Raw genomic sequence first — 16739 nt, 5'->3', positions numbered from 1 at the left:
GATGTTCGCGTTGGGTATCTATTGGCTCGCCACCAGGGACCGGCCAACGGCACCCCGGAGCGGTACGCCCTGATGGTTTTCACCGCCTGCGCACCGCTAGCCGACTGCAAAAGAACAGCCTGAATCTGCGTGCATCACGCGCCATTGCGCGCGATCCAATCGTCATCGCCACGCGATCGACCTTATAATTTCCCGCACCCGCTGCCCCCCCATGCATTCCGCGCAGCCGCATCGCGCGTGAAAAGGAGACTTTCGCTTGACCGGCCTCATCGCGCGCCTGCCTCGCGCCCGGACCACCCTGATCCTCGCCCTCTCGTTCCTGCTGCTCGCGTTCGCCGCAAACGCGTCCGCGCAGCGCGCGCAGCCGCATCGCACCACGCATGCCCACGCGCATGCGAAAGCCGTCAAGAAGAAGCCAGCCCACCGCAAGAGCAAGGCCGTCAAGCATCGCCGCCCGCGCGTGAAGCATCAGGCAGTCAAGCGTCATGCGGCGCCGGCCCCGCAGCATCGCCGCGCGAAGCGCACGACCGCCGTACGCCCGCGCCCGGCGGCCGCCAAACCACGCCTGATGGCAAGCTGCGGCTACACCCCGCGCGCGGTCGGGTCGCTGCATTCACGCGCGGCCTACGTGCTGGACGTCGATTCCGGTACACCGCTGCTGGCCCGCAACGCGCGCACCGTGCGGCCGATCGCGTCGATCTCGAAGCTGATGACGGCCGTCGTCGCACGCGACGCCGACCGTCCGCTGAACGGTGTGCTGCGCGTCACCGCACACGACCGCGACACGATCAAGTTCACCGGTTCGCGATTGCAGGTCGGCTCGCAGCTGTCGCGCCGCGACATGTTCCATATCGCGCTGATGTCGTCGGAAAACCGCGCGGCCGCCGCGCTGAGCCGCGACTATCCGGGCGGGCGCACCGCGTTTGTCAAGGCGATGAACCGCGAAGCGCGCCGGCTCGGCATGCGCCACACGCACTTCAGGGAGCCGACCGGCCTGTCGCCGCACAACGTATCGACGGCCGAGGATCTCGCGAAGCTCGTCGGCGCGGCGGCGCAGGATCCGCTGATCCGCTATTTCTCCACGGATACGTCGACCACCGTGCGCCCCGGCGACGGTGAGTTGCTGTACGTGAATTCCGACCCGCTCGTCCGCTACCGCCGTCTGCCGATCCGGCTGCAGAAGACGGGCTTCATCAACGAATCGGGGCACGGCGTCGTGATGCGCATGCGCGTGAAGGGCCGTCGCGAAACGGTCGTGCTGCTCGGCGCGCCGACGCGCGCCGGCGTATCGAGCGACGCCCTCAAGATCCATCGCTGGCTGACCTGCTCGATCCAGTAAGCGCGCGCAGGCGGCCGGCGCGTTCACCCTACGGGAGCGATGCCATGCAGGACGAATACCGCTTCAATGCATTCGGACGGCTGCTCGCCGTCGTGCGCAAGAACGGCCGCTGGACCGTGTTCGATCTGGGCGCCGAAGGCAAGCGGCGCCCGGCCGACCTGCACATTCCGTCCGCGCTCGCCGCGGACGAACTCGGACAATACCTCGGCGACCTGCTGCACGAGGACGCCACGCCGAAATACAGCGAAGTCGTGCCGGTTCCCCCGACCGGTCGCGTCTAGCGGAACACGCCCTCAGCGGGCGCGCGGGCAGGCGTCGCGCCGCCCGCGTCTCGCATTCCCCCTGTGTCAGCCGGTATCGTCACGCCACGACGTGCGCAACACGCCGATCGTCGAACGAACCGATCGTGTTCACATCCCTTTTTAAATTAGACAGTTTAACTTGCAAGTTAAACTGTCTTAACCTATGATCCCGCCCATGACCGATTCGCGTCCATCCGGCCTTGCTGCCGACACCGTCGCCGCCAACCTGACCCTGGCGGTCGGCCAGCTGATCCGTCGGCTCCGTTCCGAACTCCCGGCCGACGGCCTCGGGATGTCGCAGACGAGCGCGCTCGCGCGGCTCGAACAGAACGGGCCGATGACGACCGCCGATCTCGCCCGCGCCGAGGCAATGAAGCCGCAATCGATGAAGACGATCCTCGCGAGCCTCGAAGAGGAAGGCCTCGTCGAGCGCGAGCCGCACCCGACCGACGGCCGCCAGATCCTTTTCCAGCTGACCGCGATCGGCCTCGACGCGCGGCGCAAGCGCAACGTCGCGAAGCACCAGTGGCTCGGTGCCGCAATCGAGAAGCTCGATCCCGAAGAAATCCGCACGCTCGCCGCCGCGATCCCGCTGATCAGGCGGATCGGCGACCAGTGAATCCGGCGGGCACGCATGCCGCGATGCGCGGCATTCGCGCCCGCCTCCCTTCGTCCACTCCACGGAGCCCCATCATGAGCGCAACCCGTCTCGACACGAACACGGCCCTCGTCGTCATCGACCTGCAGAAAGGCATCGTCGCCCTCCCCACCGCACATCCGGTCGCGCCGGTGGTCGCGCATGCCCGCGAACTGCTCGACGCATTCCGCAGCCGCGGCCTGCCGGTCGTGCTCGTCAACGTCGCCGGCGGCGCGCCGGGCCGCACGCAGCAGCAGGTGCGCGTGGACGCCCTGCCCGCGGACTGGACCGAACTCGTGCCCGAACTGAACCGCCAGCCGGGCGACCATGTCGTGACGAAAAAGACCTGGGGCGCGTTTACCGCGACGGATCTCGACGCGCATCTGAAGGCGGCCGGCGTCACGCAGATCGTGCTGACCGGCGTCGCGACGAGCATCGGCGTCGAATCGACCGCGCGGCAGGCCCACGAACTCGGCTACAACGTGACGCTCGCCGTCGACGCGATGACCGACCTCAACGCGGACGCGCACGTGAACAGCATCGAGCGCATGTTCCCGCGCCTCGGCGAAACGGGCTCGACGCAGGACATCGTCGCACTGCTCGACCGGCGCGGCGCGTGAGCGACCGGTGCGCACTGCCGTTCGTGTTCCTCGCACTGACCGGCTACGATCCGACCGTGCTCGTGCCGGCGCTGTTTCTGCGCGGCATGGGCCAGAGCGCGATCGGCGCGCCGTCGATCTCCGCCGCGTATGCGTCGGTCGAGGGCCGCAACCTGCCGATGGCGACGACCTCGCTCAATATCGTGCAGCGCCTCGGCGGCCCGACGTTCACGACGCTGTGCACGCTGTTCCTCGCGTGGCGGCTGCAAGCGGAATCGATATCGGTCGGCGGCACGCAAGCCGTCGCGTACGCGTGGGCGTTCGGCCTGCTTTGCGTGCTGCATGCGGCGAGCTTCGTCACGACGCTGCGGCTGCCGTTGTGGTCGGCCGGTGCGGGCGGGCGAATTGCCGGCACCGCGCGCGCCGGTTCGCGCTGAACGTGGGGGAGCGCCGCACGACGCGCGCGGCCTCCCCGCTACGGCAGCCACATCGGCACGATCGAGATCACGAGCAACACGCCCAGCCCCGCATTCAGGCAGCGCCACTGCCGCTCCGTGCGCAACACACGCGCGAACAGCAGCCCGGCGAAACACCACAGCGACAGCGACACCATCGCGGCCACGCCGAACGCCAGCCCGAGCAATACGCCGAGCCGTGCCGGCCCGGACGCGAGCGCGGCGAACGACGCGGCCGCGCCGAGCGTCATCGCCCAGCCTTTCGGGTTGTGCCAGAGCATCCAGACGCCGCTGACGAACCCTTGCGGCCGGTGCACGGCGGCATCGAGCCGCGGCTTGCCGCCGCGCCCGATGCGTACGGCCAGCCACACGAGGTACAACGAGCCGGCCGCCTTCATCGCGAACTGCAATGCTGGCAGCGCAAGCAACACGCTGCCGAGCCCGGCCGCGGCGGCCGCCGCCATCGACGCCAGGCCGGCCGCGATGCCGGCCATCAGCGGCAGCGACCGCCGATAGCCGAAATGGGCGCCCGATGCGGTTGCAAGCGTCGTCGCGCCGCCCGGCGTCACGGTGGACACGATCACGAACAGCATCAGCGGCAGGTAGTCGCGAAGCAGCACGGAGGCTCCCGGTTGTCGTCGTCGAAGCCCTGTTTTACGCGCGATCTCCCCATTACGAAAGCGAAAGCTTTTTATGCCTGCCATTAGCATTCATAATGTTACGCATGACACGCAATCTCGACATCGCGCTGCTGCGCGCCTTCGTCACGGTCGCCGATCATCGCAGCATGACGGCGGCCAGCCGTGCGCTGCACCTGACGCAAGGCGCGATCAGCCAGCAGGTCGCGCGGCTCGAAACGCTGTCCGGCCCGCTGTTCGTCCGCGAGCATCGCAACCTGCTGCTCACGGCGGCCGGCGAGCGGCTGCTCGAACAGGCGCGCCGGCTGCTCGCCGTGCACGATGCGCTGCTGACCGACCTGACGGCCGGCGCGGTCGAAGGCGCCGTTCGCGTCGGCGCACCGCAGGATCTCGTCAGCACCTGTCTCGCGCCGATCCTGAAAGGCTATGCACAGGCGCATCCGCAGGTCGCGCTCTCGCTCGTGTGCGCGGCGTCGCCAGAACTGCGGCGGGGGCTCACGCAAGGCGATCTCGACGTCGCGCTGATCGAGGCGCCGGTCCGGCCGTCGCGCGGCGAATGCATCGCGGTCGACCGGCTGGTCTGGGTCGGCGCGAAAGGCGGCACCGCGCACCGGAACACGCCGCTGCCGGTATCGATGGTCGCGCAGACCTGCGCGTTCCGCCCGACCGTGCTCGACGCGCTGCGCGGCTGCGATCGCGCGTGGCGCACCGTGTTCGAGAACGGCAGCTTCGACGCGACGGCCGCAACCGTGCGCTCCGATCTCGCCGTGACCGTGTGGCTCGCGTCCACCGTGCCGGCCGACCTCGACATCCTGCCGGCCGGCAGCGGCCTGCCCGCGCTGCCGAATTTCGCGATCAACCTTCATCTGCCGCGCGGCCAGCGCACGCCGGCCGCAACGGAACTGGCCCGCCACCTGCGCAACGGCTTCGCACGCCTCCGCGCGGCAGCGTAGCGCCGGTTCACGCTACACGGTGCCCGGCTCCTGCGGCGCCGGCGTCGTGCCCGCCGCCTCCAGCGCCTGATGCAGCGTCGCGAAGATGCACGACGCGCCGACGATCTCGGTGATCCGGTGACGATCCATGTCCGCGCGCAGGTAGCGGTTGACGCGCCCGAACAGCACGCCGATCCCGCGCGCGTGCAGCGTCTTGACGAGATCGGTCACGGTCCGCGCGGCCGAATAGTCGAGATCGGTGATCGCACCCGCGTCGACGACGAACCAGCGCGGCGGCACCGGCGCCGCCTCGACGAGCTCGGTCACTTCGCCGGCGAACAGATGGTCGTTCGCGAAGAACAGGTCGGAACCGAACCGGTAGACGATCAGCCCCGGGGCCGTCATCGCGCCGGGCCGCGTGGGCACCGGCTGCCACCGCCCGTTGCCTTCGACCGGTTCGAGCACCATCGTGTGCGGCTGGTAGCTGTGGCGCACGTGCCGCATCAGTGACAACGCGATGGCCAGCAGGATGCCGTGCTCGACGCCGACCGTCACGACGGCCGCGGCCGTCACGAGCGCGAGCGTGAATTCGCCGGGGCTTTCCTTGCGGATCGCCGCGAGGCTGCGCACGTTGATCAGCCCGAGCGCGATCGTGAACACGATGCCGGCCAGCACCGCATGCGGCAGATACTGCAGGGTCGTGCTGAGGAACAGCAGCACGACGGCCACGACGGCGGCGAACGCGAGATGCCCGATCTGGCTGCGCACGCCCGCGCCGTCGGCCATCGCCGTCTGCGTCGGGCTGCCGTTGACGACGAACGCGCCGCCGATCGCCGCAGCCGCATTCGCGGCCGCGAGGCCGAGGATGTCGGCGTTGGTGTCGACCTCCTCGCCGTACTGCTGCGCGAACACGCGTGCGGCGGCCGCGCTCTGCGCGATGATCATCACGAAGCACGACGCGGCGACCGGCACGAGATCGAGGAACTGCTGCCACGTGACGGACGGCCAGCGCAGCGGCGGCAACCCGCCCGCGACGGGCCCGAGCACCGCGATGCCGTGCGCTGCAAAGCCGAACGCATGGCTTGCGGCGATGCTGCCCGCGACCGCGATCATCGGCATCGGCACGCGCGGCAGGAACCGCTTGCACGCAAGAATCGCGACGACGACGAGCGCCGCGAGCGCGAACGTCGGCCGGTTCGCGTGGACGAGATGCGTGACGACATAGTCGAGTTGCGCGAGGCTGCGCGATGCCGGGTACGGTACGGCGAGGCCGAGCATGTCGCCGAGCATCGCGATCGACACCTGCACGCCGACGCCGGCAAGAAAGCCGACCAGCACCGTGCGCGACAGGAAATCGGCGAGAAAACCGAGCTTGAAGAGGCGCGCGAGCAGCAGCATCGCGGCGGTCAGCAGCGCGACCATGCCGGCCAGCGCCGCATAATCGGCGCTGCCGGCCGGCGCCATCGACGAAAGCCGGCTCGCGAAGATCGTCGCGGTCGCGGAATCGGCGGCGACCACGAGATGGCGCGACGCGCCGAAGCACGCGAACGCCACGAGCGGCAGGAACACCGTGTAAAGACCCGTGACGGCCGGCATGCCAGCGATGCGCGCGTAACCGAGCACCTGCGGAATATCCATCGACGCGAGCGAAATGCCCGCGAATACGTCGCGGATCGCCGCTGCGCGGCGGATCGGGAGGATGCCTTTCAGCAGCCGCACGCGTAACGGACGGCTTTCGTTGGAATCGTGCATGCGTGAAATGCGTGAGGTCGAAGTGACGGGGTTCGCGAAGTCGTTCGTGCATCGTGCCCCGGGCAGGCCTCGCATGGCAAGTGCACGAACACGTCGCGTGTCGCTCACCGTCGCCGGATTGGCCGCAAACGACGGCAAGCAATACACCGACGACGCATGCGATGCCGGCATGATGGCATGAATCGCAGGCCGGGTGCCTTCGCCCGCGAAGGCCCGCCGTAGCGGCTTCGAGCCGATCGCGGGACTAACTAAAATGCATCCGGCGACAGGCGTACGCATCGGCTTGCGGTGATGCGGGTTCGCCATTCGCCATCACCGGAATACAGAGGAGACCTGCACAATGGTGAGGATATTCGGGAGCCGCGCGACGCACATTCACGGCACGCGTCCGGAACCCGATGGCACAATCACGGTCCCTTTCATGTGCCCTTCGCCGGGCGCGCGCTGCATCGCGGCGCCGATTCAACGCACCAGTAGGCCCTGTCTGCCCCCGTCTGCCCCATGAACCTGAATGAAGCTTCGTTTGCGCCGCTCGTCGGCATCCTCGTCCTGCTCGCCGCCGCCGGTGCGATCACCGCGGCCGTCCATTTCCTGCTGTTTCGCGTGGTCGCGCGGCTCGCGCGGCTGTCGGCCACGCGCGTCGACGACGCGCTGTTCGAGTTCGGCGCGTTCAAGTGGCTGAACCGCATCGTCCCGTTCGTCGTGATCAAGCTCGGCCTCGGCGCGGTGTCCGGTATTCCGGACACGGCCGCTCAGGCCATCGACAAGGTACTGTTCGCGCTGATCGTGTTCCTCGTGACGATGACGATCAGCGCGACGCTGTCCGCGCTCGAACACATGCATCGCACGCACCATCGCGACCAGCCGCGCCTGTCGCTGAAAGGCGCGATGCAGCTCGTCAAGCTCGTGATGTTCATCACGGCCGCGCTGGTCGTGATCGGCGATGCGACCGGCAAGCAGATCGGCCTGCTGCTGTCCGGCATCGGCGCGATGTCCGCGGTGCTGATGCTGATCTTCAAGGACACGCTGCTCGGCCTCGTCGCGGGCGTGCAACTGTCGTCGAACGACATGCTGCGGATCGGCGACTGGATCACGATGCCGTCGGCCGGCGCGGACGGCACGGTCATCGACATCACGCTGAACACCGTGAAGGTCGCGAACTTCGATCACACGATCATCACGGTGCCGACCTGGAAACTGATTACCGAGAGCTACCAGAACTGGCGCGGGATGACCGAAGCGGGCGGCCGGCGCATCAAGCGCGCGCTGTTCGTCGACGCGACGAGCGTGCGCTTTCTTGCGAACGACGAGATCAAACGGCTCGAACGCCTGACGCTGCTGAAGGACTACCTCGAAGACAAGGTCGACGCGATCGAGCAATGGAACGGCACGCTCGGCGCGGCCGGCGACTGCCCGGCAAACCGCCGCCAGTTGACGAATCTCGGCACGTTCCGCGCGTATGTCGCGAACTACCTGAAGAGCCATCCGCGGATCCGCCGCGACATGACGTGCATGGCGCGGCAGCTGTCGCTCACGGCCGAAGGCATTCCGCTCGAACTGTACTGCTTCACCGATACGACGTCGTGGGTCGACTACGAGACCATCCAGTCCGACCTGTTCGATCACCTGATCGCGGTGCTGCCGGAGTTCGGGCTGCGCGTGTACCAGCACCCGTCGGGCTTCGACATGCGGCAGATGGCGGGGGCCGCGCAAGCCGAATTGCAGGCGCCGCGCGCGAGTTGATCCATGCCACGGCGGCCGGCCACCGGCCGCCGCCTGCCTCGCGGCACAGCACCGCTCACCGCGCCGCGCACTCCGACGCGAGCCGCCCCAGCACCTTCAGCGCTTCCTCGATCTGCCGCGACCACGGATAGCTGTAGTTGAGCCGGATGAAATGCCGGTAATCGGTGCCCGCGGAGAACATGTGCCCGGGCCCGACCGTGATCCGCTGCGCGAGCGCGAGCGTGTAAAGCTTCATCGCATCGACCTGCGGCGGCAGCTCGACCCACAGCACATACCCGCCCTGCGGCTGCGACAGCCGCGTGCCTTCCGGAAAGAAACGCCGCACCATCGCGCTCATCAGGCTCGCCTGCTGCGCGTACTGCTTGCGCATGCGCCGCAGGTGGAAATCGTAGCCGTCGTATTTCAGGTACTCGGCGATCGCGAGCTGCTCGATCGCGGGCGTCGCGAGCGTGTTCAGGAATTTCAGCTTCTCGACCTGGTCGCGGTAGCGGCCCGGCATCGCCCAGCCGATCCGGTAGCGCGGCGACAGGCTCTTCGTGAACGACGCGCAATGCAGCACGAGCCCGTCGCGGTCGAACGATTTCAGCGCGCTCGGTGTCGTGTCGCCGAAGTGCAGCTCGTGATAGACGTCGCTCTCGATCGCCGGCACGCCGTGCTTCGCCAGCAGTTCGACGAGCGCGCGCTTGCGCGCATCGGGCATCTGGAAGCCGAGCGGATTCTGGAAATTCGGCATCACCATGCACGCGGCGATGCGCTCGCGCTCGAGGATCCGCTCGAGCGCGTCGAGATCGATGCCGTCGCTGGGGTGCGTCGCGACTTCGAGCGCGCGCATGCCCATGCGCTCGATCGCATGCAGCATCGCGTAGAACGTCGGCGACTCGACGGCGATCGTGTCGCCCGGCTTCGCGACGGCCTGCAGGCACAGGTTGATCGCCTCGGTCGCGCCGATCGTCATCACGATCTCGCCCGGCTCCACCGCGATTCCGCGCTCCGCATAACGCCGCGCGATCTGGCGGATCAGTTCCTGGTTGCCGGGCGGCAGGTCGTCGATCACGCCCCAGCGCGTGCGGCGGCGCCCGATCGCCTGCGCATAGCGCGCGAGGCGCTGCACCGGGAACTGCGATGCATCGGGATACGGCGAGCCGAGCGGCACCGCGTCGTCGCGCGCGATCGAGCGCAGCGTCGACAGCACGAGCCGGCTCACGTCCACTGCCGACGGCTCGGCGGCCGGCGCCGAGATGTGCAGCTCGGCCTCGGCCGGCGCCGCCGCGCGCGCCCGCACGAAATAACCCGACTGCGGCCGGCTTTCGATCAGGCCGCGGCTTTCCAGCACGAGGTACGCGCGCAGCACGGTCGTGACGCTCAGCTGCTGCTGCCGGCTCGCCTGCCGCACCGACGGAATCCGCTCGCCGGCCCGATACACGCCACGCTCGATCTGCGCCTGGAGATCGTCGGCGAGTTGTTCGTAACGCTTCACGCGCCTCCCTTTCAACTTCCCTTCAACAACACAGTTGCGATCCGCACTGTATGAATGGTCGCAACTGTACTCTTTTTTGAAGTGAACAGGTGTACACACAGCCGGACGGGTGCCGCGCGTACTCTGCACGCATCGACCCCGACACCCGCTGCATCATGAAAAAGAAATCCGCCACCGCGCGCATCGAACCGTACACCCACCCGGCTGCCGGCTGGGGCGCGCTGAAAGCCGTCACGATCAACCTGATCAAGGAAAAGGTCGCCGGCGGCAATTACCGCACGCTGCTGCGCCAGAACCAGCCGGACGGCTTCGACTGCCCCGGCTGCGCGTGGCCCGACCGCCAGCACGCATCGACGTTCGAATTCTGCGAGAACGGCGTGAAGGCGGTGGCCGCCGAAGCGACGAGCAAGCGCGTGACGCCCGAATTCTTCGCCGCGCACACGGTCACCGAGCTGCTCGAACAGTCGGATTTCGAACTCGAACAGCACGGCCGGCTCACCGATCCGATGGTGTACGACGCGCAGACCGACCGCTACGTGCCGATCGCGTGGGACGACGCGTTCGAGTTGATCGCGCGCCACCTGCGCGCGCTGCCCGACCCGAACCAGGCCGCGTTCTACACGTCCGGCCGCGCGAGCAACGAAGCGGCGTTCCTGTACCAACTGCTCGTGCGGCTGTACGGCACGAACAACTTCCCCGATTGCTCGAACATGTGCCACGAGGCGACGAGCCGCGGGCTGCCCGCGTCGGTCGGCGTCGGCAAGGGCACCGTCACGCTCGACGATTTCGAGCATGCGGACACGCTGCTGATCTTCGGCCAGAACCCCGCGACCAACCACCCGCGGATGATGGGCGAACTGCGCGAATGCGCGAAGCGCGGCGCGACGATCGTGTCGATCAACCCGCTGAAGGAACGCGGCCTCGAACGCTTCGCCGATCCGCAAAGCCCGATCGAAATGCTGACGATGTCGGGTACAAAGATCGCATCGACGTTTATCCAGCCGACGATCGGCGGCGATTTCGCGCTGATCAAGGGGATGGCGAAACGCGTGCTCGAACTCGACGACGCCGCGCGTGCCGCCGGTGCGCCGCGCGTGCTCGACACCGCGTTCATCGGCGAGCACACGGCCGGCTTCGACGCGTTCGCCGACGACCTGCGCAACGAAAGCTGGTCCGCGCTGACGGCCGAAAGCGGCGTGCCGTACGAGCAGATCGACGGCCTCGCGCAGCTCTATGCACGCAGCGAGCGCGTGATCGCGACGTGGGGCATGGGCATCACGCAGCACAAGCATTCGGTCGCCACCGTGCAGATGCTGACGAACCTGATGCTGATGCGCGGCAACATCGGCCGCCCCGGCGCGGGCCTGTGCCCGGTGCGCGGCCACTCGAACGTGCAGGGCAACCGCACGGTCGGCATCGAGGAAAAGCCGTCGCAGGCGTTCCTTGACCGGCTCGGCCGCGTGTTCGACTTCGAACCGCCGCGCCACCACGGCTACGACGTCGTCGAGACGATCGAGGGGATGCTCGAAGGCCACGTGAAGGTGCTGATCGGCCTCGGCGGCAACTTCGCGATGGCGACGCCCGACACGCCGCGCACGTGGGAAGGCATGCGCCGCTGCGACCTGTCGGTGCACATCACGACGAAACTGAACCGCAGCCACCTGATCCACGGCCGCGACGCGCTGATCCTGCCGACGCTCGGCCGCACCGAGATCGACCTGCAGGACAACGTCGCGCAAGGCGTGACGGTCGAGGATTCGATGAGCATGGTCCACGTGTCGTACGGAATGAACAAGCCGGCGTCGCCGAACCTGATGTCGGAACCCGCGATCGTCGCGCATATGGGCCATGCGCTGTTCGGCAGCGGCAAGATCGACTGGCTCGCGTACAAGGACGACTACACGAAGATCCGCGACGCGATCGAGGCGACGCTCGACGGCTTCTACGACTACAACACGCGCATCGCGCGGCCGGGCGGCTTCCACCTGCGCGTCGCATCGCGCGACCGCGAATGGCTCACGCCAACGGGCAAGGCGAACTTCATCGCGCACGCGCTGCCGACCGACACGCCGATCCAGCGCGCCCGCGCGCTGCACGGCGAACGCCTGATGACACTGATGACGACGCGCTCGCACGACCAGTACAACACGACCGTCTACGGGCTCGACGACCGCTATCGCGGCGTGTTCGGCCAGCGCCGCGTGGTGTTCGCGAACCGCGACGATCTCGCGATGCTCGGGCTCAAAGCCGGCGAATGGGTCGACATGGAAACCGTGTGGCACGACGGCATCGAGCGGCGCGCGGACGGCTTCCTGCTCGTCGAGTACGACATCCCGCGCGGCTGCATCGGCGCGTACTACCCGGAAACCAACCCGCTCGTGCCGCTCGACAGCGTCGGCGACGTGTGCAACACGCCGACGTCGAAGTCGGTGCCCGTGCTGCTGCATCGCGCGGCCGCGCCGGCATCGATCGCCGCCTGACGGAGCACGACGATGATCGTTCGGCCGCGCGAGCACTGGCTGCGGATGCTGCTCGTCTGGAACGGCTCGGTGCTGCCGACCATCCTGCCGCAGCTCGTGCTGACGCTCGCGATCAGTCTCGTCGCCGTGTGGGGCGGCGGCCGCGTGCTCGGCGAGAAGGTGCCGCTGAACCCGACGCCGTTCACGCTGATCGGCCTGACGCTGGCCATCTTCGCGGGGTTTCGCAACAACGCGAGCTACGACCGCTACCGCGAGGCGCGGCAACTGTGGGGCGGTGTGCTGACCGCCACGCGCACGCTGGTGTCGCAGGCGCTCTGCTACGGCGCGGTCGATCACGACGACGACGCGCGGCGCGCGTTCGTGCGGACCGTCGTCGCGTTCGTCTATGCGCTCAAGCATCAACTGCGCGGCACCGATCCGGCCGCGGACCTGCATGCGCTGCTGGACCACGACACCTACGCGCGCGTCGCCGCGTCGCGGTTCCGCCCGGTCGCGATCGTGCACGGGCTGCGCGAAGCATTCGCCGCGCGCGCCGACGCCGGTCACCTCGCCGACACGCGCCTGTGGATGCTCGACGCGCGCCTCGACGAGCTCGTCTCGATGGTGAGCGGCTGCGAGCGCATCGCGTCAACGCCGATCCCGTTCTCGTACGACGTGCTGCTGCACCGGACCATCTATGCGTACTGCGTGCTGCTGCCGTTCGGCCTCGTCGACTCGATCGGCGCGGCGACGCCGTTCGTCTCCGTGTTCGTCGCGTATACGCTGATCGCGCTCGACGCTATTGCACATGCGATCGCCGAGCCGTTCGGCGACGGACCGAACCATCTCGCACTCGATGCGATCACGCGGCAGATCGAGCGCACGCTGCTCGAACTGAACCGCGAGCCGCTGCCGGCGGAAGTGACGCCCGGCCGGTCGTATCGGCTCACCTGACCCGCCGCCCGCGCGGCGTCGCTCAGCCGCTGCGCCCGCGCAGGAAGCCGCCGTGCTCGGCGGCCGCATCCGCGATTCGCCGCAGCAGCACGATGCCGCGCAACAACGCATGCGTATCGTCGCCGTCGCGGGCGGCCACGCGCCGCCGCAGCACGCGGGCCGCCGCGTCGCAGGCCCGGTCGAGCTGCGCGAAATCCGAGCGCGCGACCCGCGCGCGCACCACGGTTGCCGCACGGCGCATGGCCGGCTCGCGCGCCGCCAGTTCGGCGAGCGACAGCAGGCTGTCGCCGATTCCCCAGATCGCCAGCAAGTCGCGCATGTCGCGCTCGATCAGCGTCTGCGGCAGGCTGCCCGCGAAACCGAGTTCGCGCGCGAGACGATCGGCCGTGCGGCTCAGCCATGTGCTCACGGACCACGCCCGCGGGTCGCGCGCAATGTCGGCCAGATCGCGGCGCACCGCGCGATGCAGGCGCCGCCGGCTGGTGCCGGGATCGCCCGGAAACACGAGCGCGAACACCAGCGCGCTGAACGCGATCCCGAGCATCGTCGCGAGTGCGCCATTCAGGAACGACGCGTCGCCGATGCGCGCCGTATTGTCCGGCGACGTGAAATTCCAGAAGAAGATCGAGAAGCCGCTGCCCATCGCGGCCGTGCGCGGATGACGCATCGCGATGCCCGTGCCGATCAGGAACACGCCGAGGATGTAGGCCAGCATCTCGAAGCCCGACACCGCGGGCAGAAGGATGAAATTGCAGACGACGCCCGCGACAGCCGCGCACGCGGAGCCCTTCAGGAAGCCGACGGCCGCGCGCACCGAGTTCGGGCGGGTCGAGAACAGTGCGCAGACCACGGCCGTGATCGCGACGAAACCGGCGCCCGACGGCCACGCGGTGACGATCCAGAGCGCCGACGCGACCAGTACCGCGATGAATGCACGGATGCCGTTGTGCCACGCGAGCACCGGATCGTGATGGAACGCGTAGCGCACGTGCGAAGGCGGCGGCTCAGGCCGGTCGAGCAGCGCCTGACTCGCGAATGCATGGTCGAAGCCCGCGAGCAGCGCCGCCAGCCGGTCGAGCGTCAGCAGGCGCGACGTGTCGGGGCCGGCCGGCCCGGCGGCCTCGGCGCGCAGCGCGTCGTCCACGCGCAAGCGCAACGCCGCCATCGCGCGCCCCGAGTCGCGTGACGCGCCCGGCTCGCGCGATGCGGCGACGCCGTCGAGCACGCGTGCGGCCTCGTCCACCAGCGGGTCCGGCGCATCGCCGCCGCGCATGGCGTGTTCGCGAATCGCCTGCCCCGCCGCCTGCGCGGTCAGCACGCCCAGCGCCGCGGCACGCAGATGGCCGATCGCGTTGCGCGCCGGCGGCGCGCCGGTCGCCGCATATTCCGCCGCCGTGTCGAGTTCGAGCGCGTCCGCGAACAGCCCGTGTACTGCCGCGTCGTTCGGCTCGCGGCGCAGTGCGCCCGCGCCGACGGCAACGGCCCGATCGAGATAGCGCGCGAGCCGCGTACGGACGTCCGTCAGCGGCGCGCCCGGCGCGAAAATCGTTTCGAACGCCGCGGCACACAGGATGCCGACCACCACGTACAGGAACCGCGCGATCGCGATGTCGAACGCATGCAGCGGCGCGGACACCGCGTCCATCGCGATGATCGCCGCTGTGTAACCCGAGAGCACCGCCGCATACGCGCGGAAATTCCGCTGGAACGTGGCGACGCCCGCGCACAGGCCGATCCACGCCGCGAGCGCCGGCAGGAACAACTCGGGGGTCTGCGCGAACGCGCCGGTCAGCGCGAGCGCGACGGCCGCGCCGATCGCGGTGCCGAGAATCCGGTACTGGCTCTTCGATAAGCCCATCCCGCGGCTGCCCTGCGCGACGATCCATACGGTCGACGCGGCCCATATCGGGTCGTCGAGGTTCATCCGGAATGCGATGTAAAGCGCGAGCAGCGACGCGGCCGTATTGCGCAGCGCGAATGCAATAGTGCCGGGCGGCAGCGTCGGGCGCGCGTCGCGCAGCGCGGCCCGGATGGCCGCGAACGGCGGCAGGCTGGGGAAAGCGAATTTCATCCGGCGAGCATACGATCGCGCGCCGGCCGCCACTACGGGGTACTGACGGGATGCGTTATTGCACCGCGCAGGATAATCGAGCGTGACATGAAACGATCCAGCGAGCGACGGTAAGATGCGCGCTGGCCGAACACTGAAACGACCCGTATGGACTTCGAGAGCATCCGGATATTTTTGCGCGTGGTGGAACGCGGCAACTTCACCGCCGCCGCCACGCAACTCGACATGCCACTCAGCCGCGTGAGCCGCAAGGTCAAGCAGCTCGAGGACGATCTCGGCGTCCAGCTGCTGTATCGCACCACGCGCCGCGTGTCCGTCACCGAAGCCGGGCGCGACTACTACGAGCGCTGCCTGCGCGCCGAGGACATCCTGCTCGACGCGGACCGCCAGGTCCGCGCGCTGCGCACGGACCCCGAAGGGACGCTGCGCGTGCTGGTGCCCTACTCGATCGGCCTGTTCGAACTGGAGCCGGCGCTCGCCGAGTTTCGCCGGCGTTACCCGTTGGTCCAGCTCGTGCTGATCTACGACAACAGCGCGCTCGACCTCGTCGAGCACGGCTTCGACGTCGCGCTGCGCACGGGCGTGCTGACCGATTCCGGCTATGTCGCACGCTCGCTCGGCTGGTCGCACGCGAAATTCGCGGCCAGCCCGCGCTACCTCGACCGCGCCGGTCGGCCGCAGACGCCGCAGGATCTCGTCGATCACGACATCCTGTTCGTCGGCCGCGATACGCCCGGCCTGACGCTGCGGCTCACCAACGCGGCCGGCGACGTGGCCGACGTGCCGGTCCGGCCCGTGCTGATCTCGAACGAATCGGTCACGGTGCTGCGCCAGGCCGCGAGCGGCGGCGGCATCGCGCTGATCTCCACGCACTTCACCGCGCAGCGGCTCGAGAAGAACGAGCTCGAAATCGTGCTGCCCGACTGGTACCGCACCGACGACGTCGAGCTTCATGTGCTCTATCCACGGCGCGCGACGCTCGATAGCAAGGTGCGCGCGTTCGTCGAGTTCCTGACGGAAGTCTTCACAGCGTGGCGGACCGCGCCGTAGCCGGCAATCGACACGTCGCATCCGGATTATTGCGGTACACGAAAGGATTTAATGAGCGCGCGAGCGTTGATCGTCGTACGCCGCATCGTTAGCCTGTGGCAATGAAAAACGACCACACCCGCTATGGCAGCCACGTGCCCGCTGCCCGCCGACGCGTCACGCGCGTCGCGCCTTCCTGACCGGCGATATCCCGCCTCCCGAAGCCTGCCACGGCTTCGTCGATCCGATTGAACGATTGAACGCCTGAACCCACGCTGCGCGCGGACGGCCCCGTTTGCCGGGCCGCCCGCGCGCGGTGCGTATTCGTCCGGTTCGTCCCGTTCGTCCATTG

General features: G+C 68.6%; 13 protein-coding genes and 1 pseudogene. 10 read left to right on the top strand and 4 right to left on the bottom strand.

All coding sequences use genetic code 11. The features are described from left to right. Positions 1 to 256: 256 nt before the first annotated feature. From ABD05_RS27130 to ABD05_RS27110, 5 genes and pseudogenes are all read left to right on the top strand, one after another. Complete coding sequence (locus tag ABD05_RS27130; protein WP_047903048.1) at positions 257 to 1339, top strand: serine hydrolase; 1083 nt, start codon at positions 257 to 259, stop codon at positions 1337 to 1339. Between the two features lie 44 nt (positions 1340 to 1383). Next, positions 1384 to 1620: a DUF7661 family protein gene (locus tag ABD05_RS27125; RefSeq protein WP_047903047.1), complete on the top strand. Its 237-nt coding sequence runs from the start codon at positions 1384 to 1386 to the stop codon at positions 1618 to 1620. A 196-nt stretch (positions 1621 to 1816) separates the two neighbouring features. Next, on the top strand, positions 1817 to 2260 hold the full coding sequence (locus ABD05_RS27120) for a MarR family winged helix-turn-helix transcriptional regulator (protein ID WP_047903841.1): 444 nt from the start codon (positions 1817 to 1819) through the stop codon (positions 2258 to 2260). A 74-nt stretch (positions 2261 to 2334) separates the two neighbouring features. Then, positions 2335 to 2898 (top strand): isochorismatase family protein, encoded by a 564-nt coding sequence (locus ABD05_RS27115; RefSeq protein WP_047903046.1) that lies wholly within the window; start codon positions 2335 to 2337, stop codon positions 2896 to 2898. Between the two features lie 11 nt (positions 2899 to 2909). Beyond that, positions 2910 to 3314, top strand: a pseudogene (locus ABD05_RS27110) (DHA2 family efflux MFS transporter permease subunit); the annotation flags it as partial. Positions 3315 to 3352: 38 nt separating this feature from the next. Here ABD05_RS27110 and ABD05_RS27105 read toward each other — a convergent pair. Further along, on the bottom strand, positions 3353 to 3952 hold the full coding sequence (locus tag ABD05_RS27105) for a LysE family translocator (protein ID WP_082146235.1): 600 nt from the start codon (positions 3950 to 3952) through the stop codon (positions 3353 to 3355). Positions 3953 to 4047: 95 nt separating this feature from the next. Between ABD05_RS27105 and ABD05_RS27100 the strand changes: the two genes are divergently transcribed. After that, on the top strand, positions 4048 to 4923 hold the full coding sequence (locus ABD05_RS27100) for a LysR substrate-binding domain-containing protein (protein ID WP_047903044.1): 876 nt from the start codon (positions 4048 to 4050) through the stop codon (positions 4921 to 4923). A gap of 12 nt (positions 4924 to 4935) precedes the next feature. Here the strand turns inward: ABD05_RS27100 and ABD05_RS27095 are convergent, their stop codons facing one another. Further along, positions 4936 to 6654, bottom strand: coding sequence for a SulP family inorganic anion transporter (locus ABD05_RS27095; RefSeq protein WP_047903043.1), 1719 nt, complete (start codon positions 6652 to 6654; stop codon positions 4936 to 4938). Positions 6655 to 7155: 501 nt separating this feature from the next. Between ABD05_RS27095 and ABD05_RS27090 the strand changes: the two genes are divergently transcribed. Next, on the top strand, positions 7156 to 8397 hold the full coding sequence (locus ABD05_RS27090; protein ID WP_047903042.1) for a mechanosensitive ion channel family protein: 1242 nt from the start codon (positions 7156 to 7158) through the stop codon (positions 8395 to 8397). Between the two features lie 55 nt (positions 8398 to 8452). Here ABD05_RS27090 and ABD05_RS27085 read toward each other — a convergent pair whose 3' ends face one another. Then, on the bottom strand, positions 8453 to 9874 hold the full coding sequence (locus ABD05_RS27085; RefSeq protein WP_047903041.1) for an aminotransferase-like domain-containing protein: 1422 nt from the start codon (positions 9872 to 9874) through the stop codon (positions 8453 to 8455). A 155-nt stretch (positions 9875 to 10029) separates the two neighbouring features. Between ABD05_RS27085 and ABD05_RS27080 the strand changes: the two genes are divergently transcribed. After that, a complete protein-coding gene (locus ABD05_RS27080; protein ID WP_047903040.1) occupies positions 10030 to 12354 on the top strand; it encodes an FdhF/YdeP family oxidoreductase in 2325 nt (774 codons plus the stop codon). A gap of 12 nt (positions 12355 to 12366) precedes the next feature. Further along, positions 12367 to 13287 (top strand): bestrophin family protein, encoded by a 921-nt coding sequence (locus tag ABD05_RS27075; protein WP_047903039.1) that lies wholly within the window; start codon positions 12367 to 12369, stop codon positions 13285 to 13287. A 22-nt stretch (positions 13288 to 13309) separates the two neighbouring features. Here ABD05_RS27075 and ABD05_RS27070 read toward each other — a convergent pair whose 3' ends face one another. Beyond that, positions 13310 to 15358 (bottom strand): FUSC family protein, encoded by a 2049-nt coding sequence (locus tag ABD05_RS27070; protein WP_047903038.1) that lies wholly within the window; start codon positions 15356 to 15358, stop codon positions 13310 to 13312. Between the two features lie 147 nt (positions 15359 to 15505). On the opposite strand from ABD05_RS27070, the gene ABD05_RS27065 reads away from it, so the two are divergent. After that, the gene (locus ABD05_RS27065) at positions 15506 to 16408 is read left to right on the top strand and encodes a LysR family transcriptional regulator (protein WP_047903037.1); all 903 of its coding nucleotides are present in this window, start codon (positions 15506 to 15508) and stop codon (positions 16406 to 16408) included. Positions 16409 to 16739 lie beyond the last annotated feature (331 nt).

The sequence above is a fragment of the Burkholderia pyrrocinia genome, assembly GCF_001028665.1.
Lineage (GTDB): Bacteria > Pseudomonadota > Gammaproteobacteria > Burkholderiales > Burkholderiaceae > Burkholderia > Burkholderia pyrrocinia.
The sequence above is the reverse complement of the archived record's forward strand: the minus strand, read 5'-3'. Positions and strand labels throughout refer to the sequence as shown.